We start from the raw sequence: 22,279 nt of genomic DNA, 5'->3' as shown, positions 1-22,279 counted from the left end.
AAGTAGGTTCGCAGTACACGCGAAGGGAGGTGGTCCAACGCATGAATTGCTATCGGACTCGTGAGGTGGCGGCGGGTTGACCGCCAACCACTAGTTAAGTGGGACAGCGCTTTATTGCGTTGAACCGGGGTCGGCCAATTCAACGCCAGCCACCGGGCCCGCGGGCAGTCAGGTCAGTCCGCCTGACCCAGAGTTCGGCCACCCGGTCGCGTTCTGGAAGCGCCCGCGGGCTTCTTTCTATCCAGGGGTCGGGCAGTCGAGCCCGAGTGCCTCCCCGATCTCGAAGAGCTGCGCCTCGAAGTAGGCACCGGCGTCCTCCAGTGCCCAGTGCAACTGACCGAAGACCTCCATGCAGATCAGGCCGTACAGCCTGGTCCAGTAGTTCAGTGCCAGGTAGATGGCGCCCGGCGGCATCCCGTCGAAGTACTCCGACTTCCGGGACAGCTGGGCCACCAGCACCGGCCCGATCTCCTCCTCGGACGGATGCGGGAAAGGCTTCTGGTGCCAGACCTGGGCGACCAGTGCCTTGAACACCCCCGCGAACCGCATCGCCGCCTGATGGCCGGGGGTCTCCTCGTGTCCTTCCGCGTCCGGATCCGGGATCGCGGTGCCGAACAGCAGCCCGAACTCGGCCGGGTGGGCCAGGGCCCAGTCGCGCAGGCCGTTGGCGAGCAGGTAGAGCCGCGCGCCCAGATCCGGGTCGGCGTCGTTGTCCTGCAACGCCATCAGCGCCGCGGTCAGTTCGTCGTACAGATCCGCGATCAGTGCGCTGATCAGCGCCTCGTGGCTCGGGAAGTACCGGTAGAGCGCCGGCGGGGTGAGACCGAGCTCGCGCGCGACGGCCCGCAGGCCGACCGCGGCCACGCCGCCGCCGACCAGCAGCCTCCGGGCGGCGGCCTTGATCTCGGCGACCGTGGCGGCCCGCTGGCGATCGCGCCGGGTCGGACTCGGTTCCATCTGTCGGTTTTCTCCCTTGACAACGACGACCGTCCTCGGCCTAGAGTTAACACCGTTAACAGTTAACGCTGTTCACTCTTTGCCATCCGCTCAAATCTACGCCCTGGGGGAGAGTTTCGTGTTCGAGACGCTCGGCCGCTTCACCTATCGGCGCCGCCGCCTGGTGCTCGCCCTGACCGGAGTCTTCGTCGCCGTCGGCCTCGCCTGGGGCACCGGCGTGTTCGGCTCGCTGGCCAACGGCGGCTTCGACGCACCGGACACCGAGGCGGCCAACGCGGTCGCGACCATCGAGCAGACCGTCGGCCGGACCGGCACCGACGTCATCGTGCTGTACGACGGCGGCTCGAAGACTGTGGCCGATCCCGCGTTCCGGCAGTCGGTGGAGCGTCACCTGTCCGCGTTGCCGTCCACCGAGGTGACGAGCACCGCGACGTACTGGACCACCCGCTCCCCCGCCTTCGTCTCCAAGGACCAGCACAGCACGTACGCCGTACTGACCTTGGCCGGTGCGAATCCGGACGCACGGCTGGAGACGTTCCACAAGATCGCCGATCAGTTGCGAACGTCGCCGGCCGGGCTGGACGCGAAGGTGGGCGGTGAGATCGCGGTCTTCGACGAGGTGAACACCCAGACCGAGCACGACATCGTGCGGGCGGAGACCATCTCGACGCCGATCGTGCTGGTGCTGCTGGTCGTGGTGTTCGGCGGCCTGGTCGCGGCGAGCCTGCCGCTGTTCGTCGGCGCCCTGGCGATCCTGGGCGCGTTCGTGGTGCTCAGAGGATTGTCCGCGGTGACCGACGTGTCGATCTTCTCGATCAACATCGTCACCATGATCGGGCTCGGCCTGGCGATCGACTACGCACTGTTCATCGTCACCCGGTTCCGCGAGGAGCTTGCCAAGGGCAATGACGTGGAGACGGCGCTGGCGGTGACGATGTCGACGGCCGGCCGGACGGTCGCGTTCTCCGGGATCACGGTCGGTGTGGCGATCAGCAGTCTGGTGCTGTTCCCGGTGATGTTCCTGCGCTCGATGGCGTACGGCGGTGCGGCCGCGGTGGCGGTCGCCATGGTGGCGGCGCTGACGGCGCTGCCCGCGTTGCTCGCCGTACTGGGGCATCGGGTGAACAACCTGCGGTTGCCTTTCCTGCGGCGACGCAAGCCTGGGGCGGCGGAGCACGGCGCGTGGTACCGGCTCGCGCACAGTGTGATGAAGCGGCCGGTCCGGTATGTCGTGGTGCTGATTCCGCTGCTGCTGGTGCTCGGGATTCCCTTCCTGCAGGCGCAGTTGGGCGGGGTCGACCATCGGGCCTTGCCTTCGGGCGCGACGTCTCGCACGGTGACGGAGACGCTGCAGCAGGACTTCGCCGGGGCCGGCGGGTCGGAGATCTTCGTGGCGGTGCGGTTCGACTCTCCGCCTGCTGATCCGGCGGCGGCCTTGGCGCCGTACGTCGGAACGCTCGGGCAGATCAAGGATGTCGACAACGTGCGGCTCGGCGGTTACTCGGACGGTGTCGCGTCGGTGGTCGTGCACACGCACTTCACCGGGCAGGAGTTGCCTGCGCGTGACGTCGTCCACGACGTGCGGGCGGTGGCGCCGCCGGCCGGGACCTCGGTCGAGGTCGGTGGTGAGACGGCGGCCGTGATCGACCTGCTCGACGTCCTGGCCGAGCGGGCACCATGGATGGCCGGGTTCATCGTGCTGATCACGTTCGTCCTGCTGTTCGTTGCCTTCGGATCCTTCGTGTTGCCGGCCAAGGCACTGGTGATGAACGTGCTGTCCCTGTCGGCCGCGTTCGGCGCGATGGTGTGGATCTTCCAGGACGGTAACCTGTCCGGGCTGCTCGACTTCACCCCGGCCGGGTTCCTCGACGCCACCAACCCGGTGCTGCTGTTCGCCGTACTGTTCGGGCTCTCGATGGACTACGAGGTGTTCCTGCTCAGCCGGATCCGGGAGGAGTACGACCGGACCGGCGACAACACCCAGGCGGTCGCACTCGGGCTGCAACGGACCGGCGGGATCATCACCAGCGCGGCGTTGCTGCTGATCATCGTGGTGGCCGCGTTCTCCACCTCGGGCATCGTGTTCGTGAAGATGATCGGGGTCGGGCTGGTGATCGCGATCGCGCTGGACGCGACCATCGTGCGGGCGCTGCTGGTGCCGGCCACGATGCGGCTGCTCGGCCGGGCGAACTGGTGGGCGCCGGGACCGCTGGTGCGGTGGTGGGAGCGGTTCGGGTTCCGCGAGAGCTCGGACGGGCCTCAGGGTGCTCAGGGCCCGCAGGGCTCTCAGGGTTGGAGCCGGGTCAGTTCCCAGTCGGACCAGGCCGCATCGGTCGACGACTTGGTCCGGCGGTAGGCCAGGCGGTCGTGGAGGCGGCCGGTGCGGCCCTGCCAGAACTCGACGCTGTCCGGGTGGACGAGGTACCCACCCCAGAAGTACGGCGTGGAGATCTCGGTGCCCTCCGGCCACTGCCGCTCGTACGAGGTGTACTGCAGGTCGAGCTCCTCGCGGGACTCGACCGGCTGGCTCTGTTGCGAGGCCCAGGCACCGAGTTGTGACTCGCGCGGACGGCTGGCGAAGTACGCGTCGACCTCGTCGGCCGGGAGCTTGCTCACGGTGCCTTCGATCCGGACCTGCCGCTCCATCGCGTGCCAGGGGAAGACGAGGGCGCAGTGCGGGTTCGCGGCGAGGTCATCGGCTTTGCGGGACTGCTGGTTGGTGTAGAACACGAACCCGCGGGCGTCCAGGCCCTTGAGGAGGACAGTCCGTGCGGACGGGCGGCCGTCGCTGTCGGCGGTGGCCAGCACCATCGCGTTCGGCTCGGCCAGGCCGGCCTCCGTCGCCTGCTGGAGCCAGATGCCGAACTGGACGATCGGGTCCGGGTCGACCTGGGTCTCGAGCAACTCGCCGATTCCATAGATACGCCGCATCTCCGCAAGATCCACGGTCCGAGCCTACTTACTGAGGCTTCGCCAGGAACGACCGAGGCTGGTACGGCGGAACGCCTTCCAGAGCGGGTTGGCGGCCAGGCGCCGTACGGCTGGGTGCCGGACCAGGCGTCGTACCTTGCGGGTTGAGCGGGTGGCCGCGGTGGACGCTTCCGGCGTGTTGTTCGCGCTGCTCGGCGTCGCGCGCTGCTGCACCCGGGCGCTGGGCGGGAGGTGACGGTTGATCTCGTCCAGGTGCTGGTTGAAGGTCGCGCGCCAGAGTGCCTGGTTGAGGGTGGCTTCGGCGGCGGCTGAGCTGGCGCCGGCGGTGGAGGCTGCCCAGAGAGTGTTGAGCGCCTGCTGGTCGAAGCCGTCAACGTCGGTGAGCTGTGCCCGGATGAGGTCGCAGTCCGGGGCGTCGGCGAGGCAGCGGATCCGGGTGGGGGTACTGCGTGGAGCCGGCCGGGCCGGTTTGAAGAACGGGATGTCGGCCCACTCCGGGATCAGACGGCGGACGAGTTCACGATGGAGGGCGTTGTCGACGCGCTGGGTCGGGCTGAGCGCGAACGCGGACCGGACGAAGGACGGGACGAGCAGCGGCGACACGACGCCGCTGCGCTCACCCGTCGTACCCCAGCGGCGGAGGCGCTCGACGACGTAGAAGTAGTCGAGCATGGTCGCGTTCTCGATACCGCCGTGCACCGCGGTCCGCAGGACGCGATCGATCTGCTCGGCGACCGCGGCGCGGGCCATGGTGGCCGGCCCGGCGGTCGGCGTCAGCCTGGCCTGCAGACGACTACCGAAGGCATTCACCTTCTCGTGCAGGGGAAGCGCATCGAGCTGCAGTACGTCTGCGGGATAGAAGTGGCCGTGAGCAACTTCTCCGCCGGCGCCGCCGATGGCCAGGTGGGTGACGTTCGCCAGCGTCGCCGGCGGCGCGTGGAAGAGATAGCTGGCCGGGCGGAGTCCCTCGGCGTACCTGTGCCAGCGGAGCGCCCGGTCTGCCAGTGCCGGTGGCTTGACCGGCTGCGGGTTGGTCGCGGGCTTGATTCCGGTGGTTTTGCGGCGGGTGGTGGCGTGCTCGACCTCGAAGGGCAGGGCTTGGACGAGCGACTCGGCGACCTCCAGTTCGCCGGGCACTGCGTCGTAGCTGTTGAGCTTCAGGTCCACACCGGCCTTGAGGAATGCGGCCGCAACCACTCTCGAGTCGCGACCGCCGCTGAGGTCGACAGTCGGTCTGCCAGGCCACAAGCGGCCTACCGACCTCGCGACGTCCTGCAGTGCTTCGGCAGTCTCGTCCACGGTGTCAGTGCTGTCAGTGGACCAGACGCTGGTGGTCTCGATGCGAGACACCGTCTGTCGACGACTCCTGCCGTCGGCAACGATGTGTGTGGCCCCCGGTACGGCGAGCACACCGTCGTACGGCGTGCTGTCGTCCATGAACCACCCGCACGCGGCGGCAAAGCTCCAGCCCCGTGGAGCGGCTGCGGCCGGTATCCCCGCGAACAGCAGAGCCGCGACCGGCCGGTTGCTCCACACCCAGCCATCGGTGAGTCGCAGCTGGAAGAGCCTGCCGACACCGATGGAGTCGGTGAAGAGGTCCAGACGTTCCTGCTGTGGCTCGAGCACCGCCATCGTGAACGGTGGCGCCAACTCCAGGAAGCCGTCCGGAGTACGCCGTACTGCGTGTGCCAACCGGCCAGGACCGTCGTACGGCGGAACGTCACCGATGACACGCTGGTAGCCGAGTGGTGTGTGGAGGCTCGCCACCCGCAGGTCACCGGTGTCGTGCCAGGACGGCCAGAAGCAACTGGTGTCGTCTCGGTCCCACACGTGCAGGCCGATCGTGCTGCCGTCATAGCCCTTGTGCCTGGCCTTGTGGTCCCACAGGCCGCTGTAGTACGCCTCGACTCGTGCCGCGCCCGCGGTAGCCCTTGCCACGCTGTCTCCGTGGAAGGTGTAGGCGACCAGTGTTTCCATGCAGAGCCAGATGCAGGCCCTGCGAGGAAAGTTATCGCGGCGGCTGCTGCTGGCCCGGGTGCCCGCCGGGTGGTTGCTGGCCGTAGTCCTGTGGTTGCTGCTGGCCCGGATATCCCGGTTGCTGCGGGCTGTGTTGACCACTCTGCTGTTGCTGGCCGGGGTAGCCGCCGTACTGCTGCGGCTGGTGGGGCTGCTGGATGTGTTGGGGCTGGCCGAGCGGCTGTTGGGGCTGCTGGCCGGGGTAGCCGCCCCACTGCTGGGCCGGCTGGCCCGGCTGCGCCGGGAAGGTCGGGTTGTAGGCCCGGTCCTGCGCCTGCCCCTGGGCCGTCAGCAACCGGTAGACCTTCGCGTCCGAGGCCCACCGCCGTACACCGACCAGCAGGAGAACAAGCCCGAGGAGCAGCAGCGACCCGTCGAACAGCATGTACGACGGAGGGAACCGCGACCCAGGGACCCTGAACACCTTGCTCAGGTCGAACACCTGCCGCAACGGCAGCACCAGGAACGCCAGGCCGACCAGCGTCATCAGACCGCCTGTCCCGACCATCGCCCCGGCCCCGATCGCCGGGATCGCCATCAGCACACCCAGCACCACCGCGACTGCGATCAACAGGGCCAGCCACGGCAGACTCCGGCCGAGGTCGCTCTCGAACCTGACGGCGCGTGCCATCGCGAGCCGCGTGGTCGCGTACGAGCCGCCGACGATCGCGGCGTATCCGACAATGACCCCAAGAACGAGACCGAGGCCAGGAACAGGCTTGGCAGGCATGCCAAGACACTAGACCTCTAACCGGTCAGCAACCCCGCCTTTCCTTTCCCCCGTCTTGCCATCCGGTCACCCCCACCCCACCCAGCCGGCAGGGGACGACGTGCCGAGCTGGTCACAGATCTGTCCGGGGGTCGCCGGCGAGAACTATGCTGCCTGGGCGCCTAGCAGTGCGCCGGCCACTGGTGGGCGGGGGTGCTGACCACGAGGACGAGGGAGTCGCATGTCAGATCCGAGGACCGAGGTGCAGCACGGGCTGGAAGGCGTGGTCGCGTTCGACACGCAGATCGCCGAGCCGGACAAAGAAGGTTCGGCGCTGCGCTATCGCGGCGTGGACATCGAGGACCTGGTCGGCCGGGTGCCGTTCGAGAACGTCTGGGGCCTGTTGGTCGACGGTGCCTTCACCCCCGGTCTGCCGCCGGCCGAGCCGTTCCCGCTGCCGGTCCACACCGGTGACGTGCGGGTCGACGTTCAGTCCGCGCTGGCGATGCTCGCACCCGCCTGGGGTCTGCGACCGCTCTACGACATCGACGACGTACAGGCCCGTGAGGATCTCTCCCGCGCCGCGGTGATGGCCCTGTCGTACGTCGCCCAGGCCGCTCGTGGCATCGGGCAACCGATGGTGCCGCAACGCGAGGTGGACAAGGCCAAGACGATCACCGAGCGGTTCATGATCCGCTGGCGCGGCGAACCCGACCCGAAGCACGTGAAGGCTGTCGACGCGTACTGGACGTCCGCAGCGGAGCACGGCATGAACGCATCCACCTTCACCGCGCGGGTGATCGCCTCCACCGGCGCCGACGTCGCAGCAGCGCTGTCCGGTGCGGTCGGCGCGATGTCCGGTCCGCTACATGGTGGGGCGCCCGCACGCGTACTGACGATGATCGAGGGCGTAGAGCGCAGTGGCGACGCCCGTGCCTACGTCAAAGGCCTGCTGGACGCAGGCGAACGGCTGATGGGCTTCGGACACCGCGTGTACCGGGCCGAGGACCCCCGCGCTCGCGTGCTCCGTCGTACGGCGCAGGAGCTCGCCGCACCGCGCTACGAAGTGGCCGAGGCTCTGGAGAAGGCCGCACTCAACGAGCTCCGCGAGCGCCGGCCAGACCGAGTGCTGGAGACGAACGTCGAGTTCTGGGCTGCCATCGTGCTGGACTTCGCCGAAGTACCGCCGCCGATGTTCACGTCGATGTTCACCTGCGCCCGTACGGCGGGCTGGAGCGCGCATGTCCTCGAGCAGAAGCGCACCGGCCGCCTGATCCGCCCCTCTGCCATCTACTCAGGCCCCTCCTCCCGCGCGGCCACCTCCATCGAAGGTTGGAACCCCAACTGGGCCTAGGGGCGGGCGGTGCTCGGGGATTTGCCCGTGCGTTGCTTGTACTGGCGGCTGAAGTACGGCACGTCGGTGTAGCCGAGGGCAGCGGCGACCTGGGTGACGGTCATGCCGGTCTCGGTGAGCAACTGGTGCGCGCGGTCGATCCGGGCCTGGATCAGGTACTGCGCCGGCGACATGCCGAGCTGTGCGACGAAGCGCCGGGTGAACTGCGCTCTGGACAGCGCGGCTCGCCCGGCCATCTCCGCGACGGTCCAGTCACGCCCAGGGTCCTGCCGAAGCTGCCGAGCCACCTCGTCAACCGCGGTGTCCGTCGCGCTGCGGCCAGGATTGTGCACGGCGTCCCAGATCATCCCGAGTAGCTGCTCCAGACACAGCTCAGCCTGCCGCCTCCCCACCGGATCCCGCCGCCGGTACGCCGCATCACTCGTGCGTGCCAGCACCCCCAACAACTCCCGATCCCGCACCTCCCCCCACCGGGGGGCCGGCACCACCCCACCTGTCGCAGAACCTTCGACATCGAAATGCATCCCGAACACCAACAGCCGACGCTTCGGATCGTGTCCGGCAGTCGGTGCATCCCCCGGCGCGAACACCGCACACACCCCCGGATGCAACTCCCGCTCAACCCCGTCCAACTCCAGCCGCCCACGCCCATCCAGCACGCACCAGAGCAGATAATCCGGCAACGGCCGAGACACCCAAGACCAACTCGGCTCACACCGCCAAAACGTAGGCCCCGACAACAACCGCAACCCCAACGCCTCACCTGCGGCCACCCCGCGCACCGCCTCATCCCCAGAGACCTCGCGCCTCCGCGGAGCATCGATAGGTGGCTCGTGCGCCAATAGTTCAAGTCCTTGCGTGGATCGTCTGTGGTCCGATGGTGATGATTGCTCGGAGAATTGCTGTGTCAGGGACAGAGTAGGGCTATCCGGGAGCGATTGCCGGAACTACTGCGGGAGTGGTGGATGAGCGTTTCGTACAAGGTCGAGGAGCAGGCGTCCGCGGCGTACCGGGAAGACTTCGAGAACAGCGGGTACACGCTGGTGCGCGGGCTGTTCGGCGCGGACGAGGTCGATGTGCTGCGGGACCACTACATGGAACTGCGGCATCGCGGCGCACACCCAGGGGACTTCGCCGGTCTCCAGACCGACAGCCGGGATCCCCTGCGGCGCTACCCGCGGATGGCACAGATGCACCGCTGGGACGACGCCTCGCTGCGCTGGATGATCGACGCACGCCTCGACCAGGTGATGACGGCGCTCCTCGGCAGGTCGCCGTACGCGGTCCAGACGATGATCTACTTCAAGCCGCCCGGCTCCCGCGGCCAGGCGCTGCACCAGGACAACTTCTACCTGAAGGCCGAGCCAGGTACGTGCGTGGCGGCGTGGATGGCGCTCGACCAGGTCGACGAGGCGAACGGGTGCCTGGAGGTCGTCCCCGGTAGCCACCGCTGGCCGATCCTGTGCACCGAGAAGGCGGACACCAAGGTCAGCTTCACCGACGTCACCGTCCCGCTGCCGGAGCCGGACGCCGCCGTACCGATCGAGATGGAGCCTGGGGACGTGCTGTTCTTCCACGGCGCTCTCGTCCACGGCAGCGCGCCGAACGTGACCACCGACCGGTTCCGCCGGGCGCTGATCGGTCATTACATCGAGGGCGAAGCGGAGCGAGTTGCCCAGTACTACCACCCGGCCCTCCGGATGGACGGCAGCACGCTGGAGCTGGAGATCGCGGAGGGCGGCGGAGCCTGCGGCGAATGGACCGACACCCCGGACGGCCCGGTCGCCGTCATGACCGGCACCCAGACCATCACCCGCAAACACGAGTAGCCGAGGCCACTCGCGCGCGGTGCGCGGTGGAGGGCGGGTCGAGGGCGCGGTGGAGGGCGCGGAGCCGGTGACGAGAGCCCCGATGAGACCCTGAGCCGGGTCTTGGGAGTCGTGTGGGAGGATAGATCGCGCTGACAGCGTCGTCGGCTCAGGGATTGCCAGACGACGAAGGGAAGACGCTGGTGACCAGCGAGATTCAGATTCCTGCAGAGCTCAAGCCTGTTGACGGCCGCTTCGGGGCCGGGCCGTCCAAGGTGCGTCCGGAAGCCGTCGCCGCGCTCGCCACCGAAGGCGCCAAGCTGCTCGGTACGTCGCACCGTCAGGCGCCGGTCAAGAACCTCGTGGCGCGGGTGCAGCAGGGCGTTTCCGACCTCTTCCAGCTGCCCGACGGGTACCAGGTGGTGCTCGGCAACGGCGGGTCGACCGCGTTCTGGGACGTCGCGACGTTCGGGCTGATCCGGGAGAAGAGCCAGCACCTGAGCTTCGGTGAGTTCTCCTCGAAGTTCGCCAAGGCCGCGCAACTGGCTCCGCACCTCGGTGAGCCGAGCATCGTCAAGTCCGACCCGGGGACGCGGCCGACCGCGGTCGCCGAGGCGGGCGTCGACGTGTACGCCTGGCCGCACAACGAGACCTCCACCGGCGTGATGGCGCCGGTGAAGCGGGTCGAGGGTGCCGACGACGGCGCGCTGGTCGCGATCGACGCCACCTCGGGCGCCGGCGGCCTGCCGGTCGACATCAACGAGGTCGACGTCTACTACTTCGCGCCGCAGAAGTGCTTCGCCTCCGACGGCGGTCTGTGGATCGCGGTGATGAGCCCGGCCGCGCTGGCGCGGGTCGAGGAGATCACCGCGTCCGGCCGGTGGATCCCGGCGTTCCTGGATCTGGCGACCGCGGTGGACAACTCGAGCAAGCACCAGACGTACAACACGCCGTCGCTGGCCACGCTCTTCCTGATGGCGGAGCAGACCGACTGGATCAACAACCAGGGCGGGCTGGAGTGGAGCGTCGCGCGGACCACCGACTCGAGCACCCGGCTGTACACGTGGGCCGAGAAGTCCGAGTACGCGACGCCGTACGTCGAGGACGCGGACGCGCGCTCGCTCGTCATCGGCACTATCGACCTGGACGACTCGATCGACGCGGCCGCGGTCGCGAAGACGCTCCGGGCCAACGGGATCGTCGACACGGAGCCGTACCGCAAGCTGGGTCGTAACCAGCTGCGGGTGGCGATGTTCCCGTCGGTCGACCCGGACGATGTCGAGAAGCTCACCCGGGCCATCGACTACGTGGTCGAGCAGCAGAAGTAGGTCGCTCAGAGTCTGTTGGTACGCCGAACAGCCGCCGACCCGAGTCCGGGTCGGCGGCTGTTCGTGTTCATCCCGCTGGGTGCAGTCTGGTGCGCGGGGCTGTCGGGGTGCCGCAGCCGCCGTTGACGGGTGCAGGTAGCTCCCATCCGGTGCTTTGCAGGTTTGCTGTCAGCTGACCGCCCTGTGCCTAGGCAAAGCACCGGCTGTGAGCGGTTGGGATTAGCCAGCGCGCGATGAGGTGGTGCCGGGGCCGGTGTGAGGCGGGGGCCGGTGTGAGGCGGGGGCCGGTGTGAGGCGGGGGCCGGTGTGAGGCGGGGGCTAGGGGCGGCGGTGGGGGGTGCGTGGGGATTGGCCGGTTAGGCGGGCGTTTTCGGCCATGCGGTCGAGGCGTTCGCGGCGGCCTGGGGGGAAGGTGATGATGGTGATGATGAGGGCGAAGGCGGCGGCGCCGATGAGGATCCAGCGGAGGTTGTGGCTCTTCGCGGGCTCGGTGTTCGACTCGTTGCCGGTGGCCGGCTTGGGGGTCGCGGAGGCGGCGGGTGGGGTGGCGGCTTGTTTGGCCGGGACCGCGACCTGGTAGACGGCGGAGTTCTCACCCTCGCTGCCGATCACGACCGTGTCGTTCGCCTGACCGACGGCGACCGATTCGCACAGGGCGATCGAGGTGCATTGGGCGGCCGGAACATTGGCGCTCGCGACCAGGCTCGGGGACTCGCCCCAGGCGATGGTGGAGACGCCGGTGGCCGTCCGCAGTACCACTCGCTGGCCGTCCGGGAGGAACGTGCCGTCGGTGAAGACACCGGCCGGGGCGGGCGCGAGCTTGGTCAGCTCGTTCGTGCCCTCGCGGGACGGGGCCGGTGGTGCCGCGTAGATCCCGGCGCCCTTCGCGGACTTGGTGACGATGTACAGCTGGTCGGTACCGGGCTCCACCAGCAGGGTCTCGGCGTCGTGCGCGCCGTCCGGGTAGGTGAAGTCGTACCGGTGGTAGGGCACATTGCCGGCGTCGCCGAGCTGGCCCGGCTCCGGGATCGTGTAGATCTCGACCACGTCCCGGGTCGCCTTGTTGTCACCGATGTCGGCGATGTAGATCGTTCCGTCGCGGTCCACGGCGACCGCCTCGACGTCACGGACCTCCGCATTGAAGCTGAGCTCCATCTTGACCTTGCCGGTGGTGTCGACGCCGAACACGCGAGCCTTGTCGCCGGAGTCGTTCACCGTCCAGTAGATGCCCTCGTACTTGTAGGCCTTCGCCAGCCCCGACGACTCGGTCACCCGTTCGTCGCGGATCGTGAACAGCTTCTTCGCCGCCGGCGACGGATCCGCGACCGGCAACTGCACGCCGGCCCGCGACGCCGCGGACGCGGCCCCGCCAGCAGCCTGCGGTGAGAGCGCGGCCGAGGCGGCGCTGACGGACTCCGGAGCGAAGGCTGAGGCCCCGGCCGGGAGCGCCGTACCGGCCAGGCCGAAGAACCCGGCCGCCACCAGGGCGAGACCAGCCCGGAGTCGCATCACGACACCACCTCGGGACTGTCCGTCAGCAGAAGCTGGGCGAGGCGGGGAGTGACGTGCCAGTCGTCGATCAGGGTCTGGTACTCGGTCTGGAGATCGCGAGTGGGCTGGACGCCGGTGCGCGTGGCGCGGAGAAGGAGGTTACGCGGAGTGTGCTGACTGTCCACGAACTGCACAACCTCCACCCGGTATCCGACCTGTCGCAGTACCGCCGCCCGGAGACTATCGGTCAGGACGTCGGCGAACCGCTCACGAACGATGCCATATCTCGTCATCAGCGCATAAGGCGCCGGTGGTGTGACGCTCTTGAGCTGCTTTTGGATGTCGTGATGACAGCACGGAGCTGCGAGCACCAGCGGAGCCTCCCAGCCGACCGCCCGGGCGAGCGCGTCGTCGGTCGCGGTGTCGCAGGCGTGCAGCGCGAGTACGACGTCCGGGCGTACGTCGAGCTCCGCCGCCTGGATGGTCGCGTCGACGAACCGCAGGTGGTCCTGCCAGCCGAGCGCCGTCACCACCCTGGTGTTGCGGTTCCGCGCCGCGGGATTGTGGTCGATACCGGTCATCCGGACGTCGTGCCCGGCCGTGGTCAGGAGGTGGTAGGCGGCGAGGGTGAGGTACGCGTTCCCGCAGCCGAGGTCGACCACCTGGAGCGGCCTGCCGGTCGCGATCCGGCCCGCCGAGATCGCCTCGTCCAGAGCCGGGGCGAGCAGTTTGCAGAACTCCTCGATCTGCTTGTACTTCGCCTGCCGCGACGGCTTCACCCGGCCGTGGTGGTCGCTGATCCCGAGCTCGATCAGGAACGGCGCGCCCGGCTCGAGCACGCGCTGTTTCGCGCGGTCGTGGCTGGTCTCCTGCTCCCGGCTGTCCGCCTGCCGGTGCAGCAGCTCCTTGCCCTTCTTGGTGTACCGCAGCCGCAGTGTCTCGGCCGTCGTCTCGACATGCCACGTCCCGTACGGCAGGTCGAGCAGTTCGTCGACCGCCTTCTCCAGGTCCGGGTCGGCGACGTTGCGGGTGTGGGCCTGGCGTACGTCGTACTCGGTGATCTGCAGGTGACGGACGCCCTTGAGGTCGACGCACCGGAGCTCGACGCGCTGGTAGTGCGGTGGTTCCAGGCCGCGACGGCGGCCCGAGGCGACCGCCCGGACCAGGCCGGCCGGATCCAGCAGAGCCGCACGGATCACGTCGCGCGCGCCGGACTCCGCTCCGGAGCCGGCGCCCGGCTCGCCGGAAGTCCGCTCCGGATCCACGTCTGCCTGCATCGCGCCATTGTCTCCGACCGCTCATCCCGATCACAAAACGGTCTCGCCCAACCCCGCTGAGCATCCACCCCAACCTGCGTCCACAGGACCCGTCCGGCACCCTGCCGGGGAGCGGAGTCATTCGAGTTTCTCGTCCTCTTTGAGGAGGCCCAGGGAGCGGAGGCGGGTGGCGATGCCGCCTGGTTGGCGGCCCAGGGCCTCGACGAGTTCGTCTTTGGTGGCGCCGGTGCGGTACAGCTCGGTGAGGGTCTGCTCCTCCTCGGGCGACCAGACGCGGAAGGCGTTGGGATGGTTCTTGCGGGCGGCCTTGATCTTGCGGGTCATCGAGCGGGTGTCCAGCAGCTCCAGCGACCGGATCCGCGCCTGGCGGTGCCGACCGACCTCCTCGCCCTCGCGCCAGAACACCACCGCCTCCTCCTCGAACGTCATCAGGTCGGCCGGGACGTCGCAGTAGTCGGCGTCCTCGAGCATCACTCGCAACATGGGTCGTTCTCTCCGTTTCGTCGTACGGTCCGGCGGCTACGGCGGTCGCATCCGGTCCCTCTCTCGACAGAGAAGATGCCGCGATCCCGCCCCTCCCCGACCGCCGATCCGCAAGCTGTGGACAACCGACCACACAATTGCTTTGCAAAATCTCTTTGCAAACAGGCTTTGCAGTCCTAGGCTCGACGGCATGAGCGAGGACGCACCCGAAACGCCGGGCCCACCTGACGCACCTGACGAGCCAGTGGAGGCTCGCCTTGTCGGCGGGAAGACGGTCCGGCTCGATCGGCATCTGGTGCGGGCGCTGGCGCACCCGATGCGCAACCGGATGCTCGGGCTGCTGCGGGTGTACGGGCCGCAAACCGCCACCACGCTGGCCGGCCGGCTAGGGGTGAACACCGGCGCCACGAGCTATCACCTGCGGCAGTTGGCCGCGGCAGGTCTCGTCGTGGAGGACGACACGCGAGGGAACGCACGGGACCGCTGGTGGAAGTCGGCGCACCAGGGAACGGCGTTCGACGCGGCTGAACTGCTCGACCAGGAGCCGGAGCTGACCATGGGCTTCCTGCACGGGATCGGGCAGTCGTACGCGGAGAACATGTTCGGCTTCATCGACGCGATGCAGACACTGCCGCCTGCGTGGCGGGAAGCCAGCATGCTCTCGGACTACATCTTCCATCTCCGCCCTGAGGAGCTGGCCGCGATGTTGGCGGAGGTCGTGGCGGTGTTCGAGAAGTACAAGACACCGGACCTCACCGCTCCCCTGCCCGAGGGTGCCGAGCAGGTGTCGGTCCAGATCCAGGCCTATCCACGAGAGACCCGGTGAGCCGCCGCACGGCGTGCAGCAGCGGTACGACGTGAGGCGAAAGGTGAGGCAGATGGGTGACGCGAGTACGGCGGTGAGACCAGACCGGGCGCCCTTGGTGGCGTTCCTGGTCGCCAATGTGGTGTCGATCTGCGGCACCCGGGTCAGCGCCATCGCGATCCCGTGGTTCGTGTTGATGACCACCGGGTCGCCGTTCAAGACCGGTTTGGTCGCGTTGGCTGAGATGGCACCGCTGGTCATCTTCAAAGCAGTCGGCGGCCCGTTGATCGACCGCGTCGGACCGCGTCGGATCAGCGTGCTCGCAGACACCGCCAGCACCGGAGTAGTCGCGCTGATCCCCTTGCTACACACGCTGAACGCCTTGTCCTTCCCGCTGTTGCTGGCGCTGGTCGCAATAGCAGGAGCACTCCGCGGACCAGGTGACGCAGCCAAGGGCACGCTCATCCCCGACATCGCAAAGGCAGCCAACGTCCCGCTGGAACGCGTGACCGGCCTGGAGAGCACCACCGAGCGGCTGGCCGGGTTCATCGCGTTCGCCATCGCCGGTGCCCTCATCACTCTCGTCGGCGAGGTCAACGCGCTGTGGATCGATGCGGCATCGTTCGGCGTCTGCGCAGTCCTCATCGCCCGCTGGATCCCCAGACAGCACCAGAAGACCGAGCAGCCGGACGAAGGAACCTACAAGCACCGGTTGCTCGAGGGCTGGCACTTCCTCCGCAGGGACAAGCTGATGATGCCGCTCGTCGTGATGATCGCCGTGACCAACCTGCTCGACGCGGCGATTGCCGCCGTACTCCTGCCGGTCTGGATCAAGGACCACGGCTTCGGTCCCGGGCACACCAGCCTGATCCTCACGTCGTTCGGTGTGACCGCAACCCTGTTCGCACTGGTCGCGTCAGCGGTCGGCAACCGGATACCGCGGAAGCTGGTCTTCACGCTCGCGTTCCTGATCTGTGGTGCACCGCGCTTCGTGGTGATGGCGTTCGACGCACCGGTGTGGGCAGTGATGGCCGTGTACGCCGCCGGAGGCATCGGAGCAGGGTTCATCAACCCCGTGCTGGGCGCATTGTTCATCGAGCGGATCCCCCGGCACATGCTCGGCCGGGTCAACTCACTGGCCGACGCGGTCTGCTGGATCGGAGTACCACTCGGTGGAGTCGTGGCCGGTGCGGCGATCGCCGGCATCGGCCTGGCGCCAGCACTGCTCGCGGCCGGCGCGGTCTACTTCGTCGCGACCATGTCACCGCTGCTGATCGGGCGGCACGAGACCTGGAAGGCTACACAGGATCCGACGGGTCCTCAGGGAACGGCGGGAGGCTCGGATCCGGTGGCAGTTTCCACGTCTTAGCCTTGGTCGCCTCGACCTCCTTGCGGCTCAACCGGTCCCGCTCGGCACTCAGCAGTCCCAGCAGCACCAGGTCGAGCAACATCCCGAACGCCGCCGCGAACTGCGTACCGGCGAACTGGAACACCTGCGTGACCAGCAGCGACACCAGCACGGCCAGCTCGAACAGCCGGACCGCACGTGCCCTGTTCTTCTTCCGCAGCTGCACCGCGCCACGCACGGTGAACGATGCCGACAGCAAGCTCCCGGCGGCCACCCCGAGCACCGGAATGTCCGCGACCAGCCCGTCGTCGAACCGGATCCCGGCCGCGATGGCCGGCGCACCGATCGCTTGGACGACCAGTACGGCGACCGCCAACCCAGGCGCGAGTGGATGGGTGGCCAGCCGGTCGAACCCACGCCGTAGGGCCTTCCAGGCGGCATCGACCGGAGCGGCGAGCTCCACCTCGTCGGCCGGGCAGGCCGCCAGCAGCGCCCGGGTCTCTTGGCGAGTGGGCACCTCGGCACCGACCTGACGAAGCTGTTCCGAGGCCTGCGCCAGCCGGCGGCGTGACAACCCGCCCGCGACCCCTTCGACGGCGTTGTCGACCACGTTCGCCAACTGCTCGCGCGGATCGATCGGCCGCCGGGTGGTGAGGAACCTGGTAGCCAGCACGATCAGCACGAAGACGACGTACACGATCGCCGCGGCCGGTTGGTAGAAGTAGTTGTTGTCCGAGGTGACGAACTTCCCGACCTCGTCGATGAACAGCCCGAACCCGACCCCGCCGATCAGGGCCGCCGCGGGTCGGACGACCGGACCGACGTACGCGAGGAGCAGGGAGATCGCGACCAGCATCAGCAGGCCGCCGGGGAGGACGTGGGCGATGTGCAGCCCCTTGCCGCCGATCTGCGGGTAGCCGCTCAGCCCGAGGAACAGGCGGGTGATCAGGACGGTCGCCACACCGCTCACCACGAAGGTGGTCAGGTGTTCCGCGGACCGTACGTTGCGGACCAGACCCGCTCGCATCAGGTACGGCGACCGTGCTCCAGGGGTGGTGGTCATGGGGTCTCCCGGCTTGGACTGAGGAGCGGAGCGACGAGGGGAGGCCGGGAGCCGAAGCCCCATGACCCGCCGCGCCGGAGGCGTGGCATCAATACGGTCATGCGGCAGAACGTTAGTCGCCGAAGTGTCAGCGGACGAGTGCGGCGATGACGACCATGGCGACCAGTGCGGCCAGTACGAGCGAGGTCACCAGTCGGCGGGTGCGGGGGTCCACGCCATCAGGCTAATGGACCCCCGTCCGGCGACAGTCAGGGCCAGGGACGCGAAGAGGGCCGGATCACAGCACGGGGCAGCTCTGGTCGAGCTGGGTCAGCGCGGACTGACCAGGGGCTCGGGTCGATGGACGCCGCGAGGACGGTAGCCGACGGCGTCGGACAGACCCAAGTAGTCGGAGAGCAGCCAAATGATGGACAGCCACATCTCGGTGCCCTGCAGCCCGGGAATCGAGCGGTCGTCGGTACCGTCCGGCGCGAACGCGAAACCCTCGCCGTCGACCCAGCGGTCCAGGATCCGGGTCAGCTGGTCCTCGGCCCACCGAGTGCCGTCCGCCCGGCCCACGTCGGTCTGCTTGCCGGCCAACCAGAGCGGGTGGATCACGTCCAGCACGTTGCACGCGTTGTAGCCGTCACCACTGAACATCCGCTTGTCGTTGCTGTGGGCAAGAAGAGTCTTGACGGCCTGCTCCGGATACGGCAACGGCAGCCCGAACTGCGCGTAGGTGCCACGAGTCAGCCGATAGAAACCGTTGACCACCTGCAGCCATCCGTCGTCCGGATGCGGCTCACCCCACATGCCGGAAGCAGGATCGGCACGAACCAGCAGCCATCCCATCAGAGTCTCCAACGGCCCGGATTCCCCGTGATCCTTGAGGTTCCGGGCCACAGCGGTGCCGAGGGCATCGATTCCGGAACCGGACGACCAGGCCTGCCGTGCCCAGGGCAAGTTGTCGAGCTGACGCTCGAGCTCGCCGGGTGCGAAGTCGGTCCGGATCGGGTGCTCGAAGGAACTGTCGAGGACCTGCAGGGCGTACCCAACACACAGGATGTGGTAGCTGGCCGGACCTTCCAGGACAGACAGCTTGTCGGTAGCCGGCACGTCGAGGCCGACGTCGGCGAGGTCTCCTGGCGAGACCAGTCCGGACTCGGGATCCTGACGGGCACGGAGGCGGCGGACCAGGTCGTCGCGGGTGTGACCTTCAGGCGTACGACGAAGCAGTACGTCGGCGATCTCGACGGCGTCGCACCACGGGCGGATCGCCGGTTCGTGGTCGAGTCCGGGGCGGTCGACGAAACGTTCGCCGTCCCAGCAGCGGCGCAGTACGTCGTCCGCCTGCGCCCGAGCCTTGGCCGTGAAAGCGGAGAGGCGGCCGGCCAGGTCGGTGGAAGGCTTCGGGCCGGAGTCCGACCGGGACCGCAGGACGCGGGCCGGGTTGCCGGCGGCAATGGTGTTGGCGGGGACGTCCTTGGTGACCACTGCACCAGCTCCGATGATCGAGTGTGGGCCGATGGTGACGCCGTCCAGGACGGTGACGTTCGAGCCGATCCAGACGTCGTCGCCGACGGTGATGCCGAGTGAGGTGTGCTTCTGGCGGAAGATCGGCTCGCCCGGCGCGGTGCCGTGGTTGAACGCGAGCAGCGACGTGTGCGCGCCGATCCGAACGCCGTCGCCGACGGTGACCCGGCCGCGGACCGCCGAGAACGGGTTGATCGTCGTGTCCGAGCCGAGCGTGATGTGCCCGGTCACGTACGCGTGCGCCGCGATGTACGACCGCTCCCCCATCCGGAGCTCCTCGCAGTACACCGCCGCCGACTCCGCGACGTACACGTTGTCTGCCAGCGACAGCGTCCCAGAGAGCCGCTGCTGCCGTTCGATCTGACGCTCACGCTCCTCGTCGGACCCGACGCGCGCGTACTCCCAGGGCAGGAAATCCAGTCTCAACGGTTCACCAGGCGTCATGGGAAAACGCTATCCAAACCTCCGCGAACGCGCTACCCCAGAAAACTCGCTGCTACTCTCTCGGCTGTGCGGGGTACCAGGCAGACATGACGACACCCGGATCCTTGGCCGGCGGGGACAGCGCCGACGACGGTCCGGCGGGCGGTGGCGGGCGCCGGCGAGTGACGATCAGCGATCTCGCACGCCGTCTGCACATCTCCAAGGCGTCGGTCTCGTACGCGCTGAACGGCCGCGCCGGGGTCAGCGAGGAGACCCGGCAGCGGGTCCTCAACCTGGCCGAGGAACTCGGCTTCCATCCGAACTCCGCCGCCGTCGCGCTCTCGGCCAGCCGGACCCGCACGATCGGCATCGTGATCGCCCGTGATCCCGCGCTGATCTCGACCGAAGCGTTCTACATGCGAACGCTGGTCGGCATCGAGCAGTACCTGAACGAGGTCGACTCGTCGCTGCTGCTGCGGCTCACCGGTGAGCACGGCGAGGATCTCGACGTACTGCGGCGATGGTCCCGGCAGGGGCGGGTCGACGGGTTCATCCTGTTCGACGAGCACGACGACGACCCGCGGATCACGTTGCTCAAGGAGCTCGGGATGCCGTGTGTGGTGGTGAGCTCCAACGACCCCGACGACCAGGTCGGCCGGCTGATCAGCTCGCCGGTCGAGACCGTCACGCTGCTGCTCGACCACCTGGCCGAGCTCGGCCATCGCGACATCGCGCACATCAGCGGGCCGTTCACGTTCGTCCACGAGCAACTGCGGGTGCGGATGCTGGCCGAGGGGGCCGAGCGGCGCGGGATGACGGTCCGGCACTTCGAGGGCAGCTACCGGTACGACGACGGCGCCGAGCTGACCCGCAGGCTGCTGAGCGACCCGAACCCGCCGACCGCGATCGTGCTCGGGAACGATCTGATGGCGGTGGCCGCGTTGCGGGTGGCGATGGATCACGGCACCGACGTACCGGGCGAGGTGTCGATCCTCGCGTGGGACGACTCGCCGTTGTGCGAGCTGGCCCGGCCGGGGATCACCGCGATCGATCAGAAGACGATGGAGCGCGGGCGGGCCGCGGCGGATCTGCTGCTGCGGGTGGCCGGTGGCGAGACCGATCTGCACGAAGAGGCACCTGCGGGCGAACTGCACGCGCGGGAGTCGTCAGGACCTGCCAGGAGCTGAAAAGCATCCCACCCACAACTCTTTGTAGTTGGGTAGGTTCGGAGTGTGTTGTGTCGCGTGCCGACATGGTCACGAGGTAATAACGAACCACTGCTTACTGAACCGGTTAGGGTTTCGAAACTTAACCGGTTAGGCCACTATGGGGCCGATCCGCCTCCGCAGGTCCGCGGGGGCTCGACGGGACGAGGGAGTCCGACGTGAGACTGCGTTCGCTTGTAGCCGCAGCAGCGGTGACCGCCCTGGGAATCAGCCTGGCCGCCTGCGGTGGCAGCGACTCGGGCGATTCCTCCGGCGGTAGCTCGGGTGGAGACCAGACGCTGACCTACTGGGCCAGCAACCAGGGCACCAGCCTGGACAACGACAAGGAGGTGCTGACCCCGGTTCTGCAGAAGTTCACCCAGGAGACCGGGATCAAGGTCAACCTCGAGGTGATCGGCTGGAACGACCTGCAGACCAGGATCCAGACCGCGATCACCTCCGGCCAGGCGCCGGACGTGGTCAACATCGGCAACACCTGGGCCGCGTCGCTGCAGGCGACCGACGCGTTCCTGCCGTTCGACGGTGACGCGATGACCGCGATCGGCGGCAAGGACAAGTTCGTGCCGACGGCTCTGGCGACCGGCGGCAAGGAAGGCACCGACCCGACCTCGGTCCCGCTCTACGGGCTGGCGTACGGGATGTACTACAACAAGGCGATGTTCGCCGCGGCCGGGCCGCAGCCGCCGAAGACCTGGGAAGAGATGGTCACCGCGGCGAAGAAGCTGACCAACCCGGCGAAGAACCAGTACGGGATGGCGCTCGCGGCCGGCAGTTACACCGAGAACGTGCACTTCGCGTTCATCAACGCCGCGCAGAACGGCGCCGACTGGTTCGACAAGGACGGCAAGCCGACCTTCACCGGTGACGGCCAGGTGCAGGGCGTGCTGCGGTACCTCGACCTGATGCAGAAGGACAAGGTCGCCAACCCGTCGAACGCGCAGTACGACAACGGCACCAAGTCGGTGAACGACTTCGCCACCAAGAAGGTCGCGATGATCATCAACCAGAACAACGCCGACTCCTCGATCGCCGCCAACGGCATGAAGAGCAGCGAGTACGGCGTGGTGCCCTTCCCGGCACCGCAGGGCGCGGCGAACCAGACCGCGAGCCACGTCGCCGGGATCAACCTGTCGATCTTCAAGAACACCAAGAACAAGGACGCGGCGCTCAAGTTCGTCAAGTACATGACGGACGCGAACACTCAGTCCACGCTGGGCAAGCCGTTCGCCTCGCTGCCGGTGCTGAAGGACGCGAAGCCGGTCTTCACCGACAACGCCGAAGAGGCCGCGACGTTCCAGGACATCTACAACACCAAGTCCAAGCCGCTGCCGCTGGTGCCGGCCGAAGACCAGTACGAGAGCACCGTCGGCAAGGCGATGAACGCGATGTTCGCCAAGATCGCCACCGGCGGGACCGTGACCGCGGACGATGTGAAGGCGGCCCTCAAGACCGCCGAGGATCAGGTGGCCGCGAGTAGCTGACGTGAGGCCAGGTGGCCCGGGCGCGCAGCGCGTCCGGGCCACCGACCGCGTCAGCCGACCACCGCGA

The 22,279-nt window shown here is 68.2% G+C and carries 18 protein-coding genes; 8 read left to right on the top strand and 10 right to left on the bottom strand.

Annotated features, from left to right (window positions below):
* Nucleotides 1–237 precede the first annotated feature (237 nt).
* The gene (locus ACGFIF_RS30395; RefSeq protein WP_393159208.1) at nt 238–957 is read right to left on the bottom strand and encodes a TetR/AcrR family transcriptional regulator; all 720 of its coding nucleotides are present in this window, start codon (nt 955–957) and stop codon (nt 238–240) included.
* Nucleotides 958–1,075: 118 nt separating this feature from the next.
* Here ACGFIF_RS30395 and ACGFIF_RS30390 point away from each other — a divergent pair, with 118 nt between their 5' ends.
* Nucleotides 1,076–3,313: an MMPL family transporter gene (locus ACGFIF_RS30390; RefSeq protein WP_393159206.1), complete on the top strand. Its 2,238-nt coding sequence runs from the start codon at nt 1,076–1,078 to the stop codon at nt 3,311–3,313.
* Here ACGFIF_RS30390 and pdxH read toward each other — a convergent pair.
* From pdxH to ACGFIF_RS30375, 3 genes are read right to left on the bottom strand one after another with little or no spacing between them, the layout of a single operon-like run.
* A complete protein-coding gene (pdxH, locus tag ACGFIF_RS30385) occupies nt 3,244–3,888 on the bottom strand; it encodes a pyridoxamine 5'-phosphate oxidase (RefSeq protein ID WP_393159205.1) in 645 nt (214 codons plus the stop codon). The two genes, ACGFIF_RS30390 and pdxH, sit on opposite strands and share 70 nt — an antisense overlap.
* A gap of 24 nt (nt 3,889–3,912) precedes the next feature.
* Complete coding sequence (locus ACGFIF_RS30380) at nt 3,913–5,865, bottom strand: hypothetical protein (RefSeq protein WP_393159204.1); 1,953 nt, start codon at nt 5,863–5,865, stop codon at nt 3,913–3,915.
* A 31-nt stretch (nt 5,866–5,896) separates the two neighbouring features.
* Nucleotides 5,897–6,634, bottom strand: coding sequence for a hypothetical protein (locus tag ACGFIF_RS30375; RefSeq protein WP_393159202.1), 738 nt, complete (start codon nt 6,632–6,634; stop codon nt 5,897–5,899).
* Nucleotides 6,635–6,854: 220 nt separating this feature from the next.
* On the opposite strand from ACGFIF_RS30375, the gene ACGFIF_RS30370 reads away from it, so the two are divergent.
* Nucleotides 6,855–7,967: a citrate synthase 2 gene (locus tag ACGFIF_RS30370; protein WP_393159201.1), complete on the top strand. Its 1,113-nt coding sequence runs from the start codon at nt 6,855–6,857 to the stop codon at nt 7,965–7,967.
* Here the strand turns inward: ACGFIF_RS30370 and ACGFIF_RS30365 are convergent.
* Nucleotides 7,964–8,404 (bottom strand): helix-turn-helix domain-containing protein, encoded by a 441-nt coding sequence (locus ACGFIF_RS30365; protein WP_393159199.1) that lies wholly within the window; start codon nt 8,402–8,404, stop codon nt 7,964–7,966. The genes ACGFIF_RS30370 and ACGFIF_RS30365 overlap by 4 nt on opposite strands.
* A 528-nt stretch (nt 8,405–8,932) precedes the next feature.
* Between ACGFIF_RS30365 and ACGFIF_RS30360 the strand changes: the two genes are divergently transcribed.
* Nucleotides 8,933–9,796 carry a phytanoyl-CoA dioxygenase family protein gene (locus ACGFIF_RS30360; RefSeq protein WP_393159197.1) on the top strand — a complete coding sequence of 288 codons (864 nt, stop codon included), beginning with the start codon at nt 8,933–8,935 and terminating at the stop codon, nt 9,794–9,796.
* 182 nt (nt 9,797–9,978) lie between these two features.
* Nucleotides 9,979–11,103: a phosphoserine transaminase gene (gene serC / locus ACGFIF_RS30355; RefSeq protein WP_393159196.1), complete on the top strand. Its 1,125-nt coding sequence runs from the start codon at nt 9,979–9,981 to the stop codon at nt 11,101–11,103.
* A gap of 318 nt (nt 11,104–11,421) precedes the next feature.
* Here the strand turns inward: serC and ACGFIF_RS30350 are convergent, their stop codons facing one another.
* From ACGFIF_RS30350 to ACGFIF_RS30340, 3 genes are all read right to left on the bottom strand, one after another.
* Entirely contained in the window at nt 11,422–12,612 is a 1,191-nt protein-coding gene (locus ACGFIF_RS30350; protein ID WP_393159194.1) for a hypothetical protein, read from the bottom strand.
* Nucleotides 12,612–13,871, bottom strand: coding sequence for a class I SAM-dependent methyltransferase (locus ACGFIF_RS30345; protein WP_393159193.1), 1,260 nt, complete (start codon nt 13,869–13,871; stop codon nt 12,612–12,614). Before ACGFIF_RS30345 ends, ACGFIF_RS30350 begins: the two co-directional genes overlap by 1 nt.
* Before the next feature lie 117 nt (nt 13,872–13,988).
* Nucleotides 13,989–14,354 carry a hypothetical protein gene (locus ACGFIF_RS30340; RefSeq protein ID WP_393159192.1) on the bottom strand — a complete coding sequence of 122 codons (366 nt, stop codon included), beginning with the start codon at nt 14,352–14,354 and terminating at the stop codon, nt 13,989–13,991.
* 190 nt (nt 14,355–14,544) lie between these two features.
* Here ACGFIF_RS30340 and ACGFIF_RS30335 point away from each other — a divergent pair, with 190 nt between their 5' ends.
* Together ACGFIF_RS30335 and ACGFIF_RS30330 are read left to right on the top strand one after the other, a co-directional pair.
* Nucleotides 14,545–15,180, top strand: a complete 636-nt coding sequence (locus ACGFIF_RS30335; protein WP_393159191.1) for a helix-turn-helix domain-containing protein — start codon at nt 14,545–14,547, stop codon at nt 15,178–15,180.
* A gap of 52 nt (nt 15,181–15,232) precedes the next feature.
* A complete protein-coding gene (locus ACGFIF_RS30330) occupies nt 15,233–16,528 on the top strand; it encodes an MFS transporter (RefSeq protein WP_393159190.1) in 1,296 nt (431 codons plus the stop codon).
* On the opposite strand, the gene ACGFIF_RS30325 is transcribed toward ACGFIF_RS30330, so the two are convergent.
* Together ACGFIF_RS30325 and ACGFIF_RS30320 are read right to left on the bottom strand one after the other, a co-directional pair.
* On the bottom strand, nt 16,458–17,570 hold the full coding sequence (locus tag ACGFIF_RS30325) for a hypothetical protein (RefSeq protein ID WP_393159189.1): 1,113 nt from the start codon (nt 17,568–17,570) through the stop codon (nt 16,458–16,460). The genes ACGFIF_RS30330 and ACGFIF_RS30325 overlap by 71 nt on opposite strands.
* Before the next feature lie 309 nt (nt 17,571–17,879).
* Nucleotides 17,880–19,526, bottom strand: a complete 1,647-nt coding sequence (locus ACGFIF_RS30320) for an acyltransferase (RefSeq protein WP_393159188.1) — start codon at nt 19,524–19,526, stop codon at nt 17,880–17,882.
* A gap of 86 nt (nt 19,527–19,612) precedes the next feature.
* On the opposite strand from ACGFIF_RS30320, the gene ACGFIF_RS30315 reads away from it, so the two are divergent.
* Nucleotides 19,613–20,692 (top strand): LacI family DNA-binding transcriptional regulator, encoded by a 1,080-nt coding sequence (locus tag ACGFIF_RS30315; protein WP_393159186.1) that lies wholly within the window; start codon nt 19,613–19,615, stop codon nt 20,690–20,692.
* A 197-nt stretch (nt 20,693–20,889) separates the two neighbouring features.
* Complete coding sequence (locus ACGFIF_RS30310; protein ID WP_393159184.1) at nt 20,890–22,212, top strand: ABC transporter substrate-binding protein; 1,323 nt, start codon at nt 20,890–20,892, stop codon at nt 22,210–22,212.
* The last annotated feature ends 67 nt before the right edge of the window (nt 22,213–22,279 follow it).

Source organism: Kribbella sp. NPDC049174 (assembly GCF_043197365.1).
GTDB lineage: Bacteria > Actinomycetota > Actinomycetes > Propionibacteriales > Kribbellaceae > Kribbella.
This window is presented reverse-complemented; position numbering and strand designations above follow the sequence as displayed.

What these genes read in the sequence shown, in the direction of transcription:
- ACGFIF_RS30395 (WP_393159208.1), bottom strand. Translation starts at nt 957, where the DNA reads ATGGAACCGAGTCCGACCCGGCGCGATCGCCAGCGGGCCGCCACGGTC.
- pdxH (WP_393159205.1), bottom strand. Translation starts at nt 3,888, where the DNA reads ATGCGGCGTATCTATGGAATCGGCGAGTTGCTCGAGACCCAGGTCGAC.
- ACGFIF_RS30380 (WP_393159204.1), bottom strand. Translation starts at nt 5,865, where the DNA reads ATGGAAACACTGGTCGCCTACACCTTCCACGGAGACAGCGTGGCAAGG.
- ACGFIF_RS30375 (WP_393159202.1), bottom strand. Translation starts at nt 6,634, where the DNA reads ATGCCTGCCAAGCCTGTTCCTGGCCTCGGTCTCGTTCTTGGGGTCATT.
- ACGFIF_RS30370 (WP_393159201.1), top strand. Translation starts at nt 6,855, where the DNA reads ATGTCAGATCCGAGGACCGAGGTGCAGCACGGGCTGGAAGGCGTGGTC.
- ACGFIF_RS30360 (WP_393159197.1), top strand. Translation starts at nt 8,933, where the DNA reads ATGAGCGTTTCGTACAAGGTCGAGGAGCAGGCGTCCGCGGCGTACCGG.
- ACGFIF_RS30350 (WP_393159194.1), bottom strand. Translation starts at nt 12,612, where the DNA reads ATGCGACTCCGGGCTGGTCTCGCCCTGGTGGCGGCCGGGTTCTTCGGC.
- ACGFIF_RS30345 (WP_393159193.1), bottom strand. Translation starts at nt 13,871, where the DNA reads ATGCAGGCAGACGTGGATCCGGAGCGGACTTCCGGCGAGCCGGGCGCC.
- ACGFIF_RS30340 (WP_393159192.1), bottom strand. Translation starts at nt 14,354, where the DNA reads ATGTTGCGAGTGATGCTCGAGGACGCCGACTACTGCGACGTCCCGGCC.
- ACGFIF_RS30335 (WP_393159191.1), top strand. Translation starts at nt 14,545, where the DNA reads ATGAGCGAGGACGCACCCGAAACGCCGGGCCCACCTGACGCACCTGAC.
- ACGFIF_RS30330 (WP_393159190.1), top strand. Translation starts at nt 15,233, where the DNA reads ATGGGTGACGCGAGTACGGCGGTGAGACCAGACCGGGCGCCCTTGGTG.
- ACGFIF_RS30325 (WP_393159189.1), bottom strand. Translation starts at nt 17,570, where the DNA reads ATGACCACCACCCCTGGAGCACGGTCGCCGTACCTGATGCGAGCGGGT.
- ACGFIF_RS30320 (WP_393159188.1), bottom strand. Translation starts at nt 19,526, where the DNA reads ATGACGCCTGGTGAACCGTTGAGACTGGATTTCCTGCCCTGGGAGTAC.
- ACGFIF_RS30315 (WP_393159186.1), top strand. Translation starts at nt 19,613, where the DNA reads ATGACGACACCCGGATCCTTGGCCGGCGGGGACAGCGCCGACGACGGT.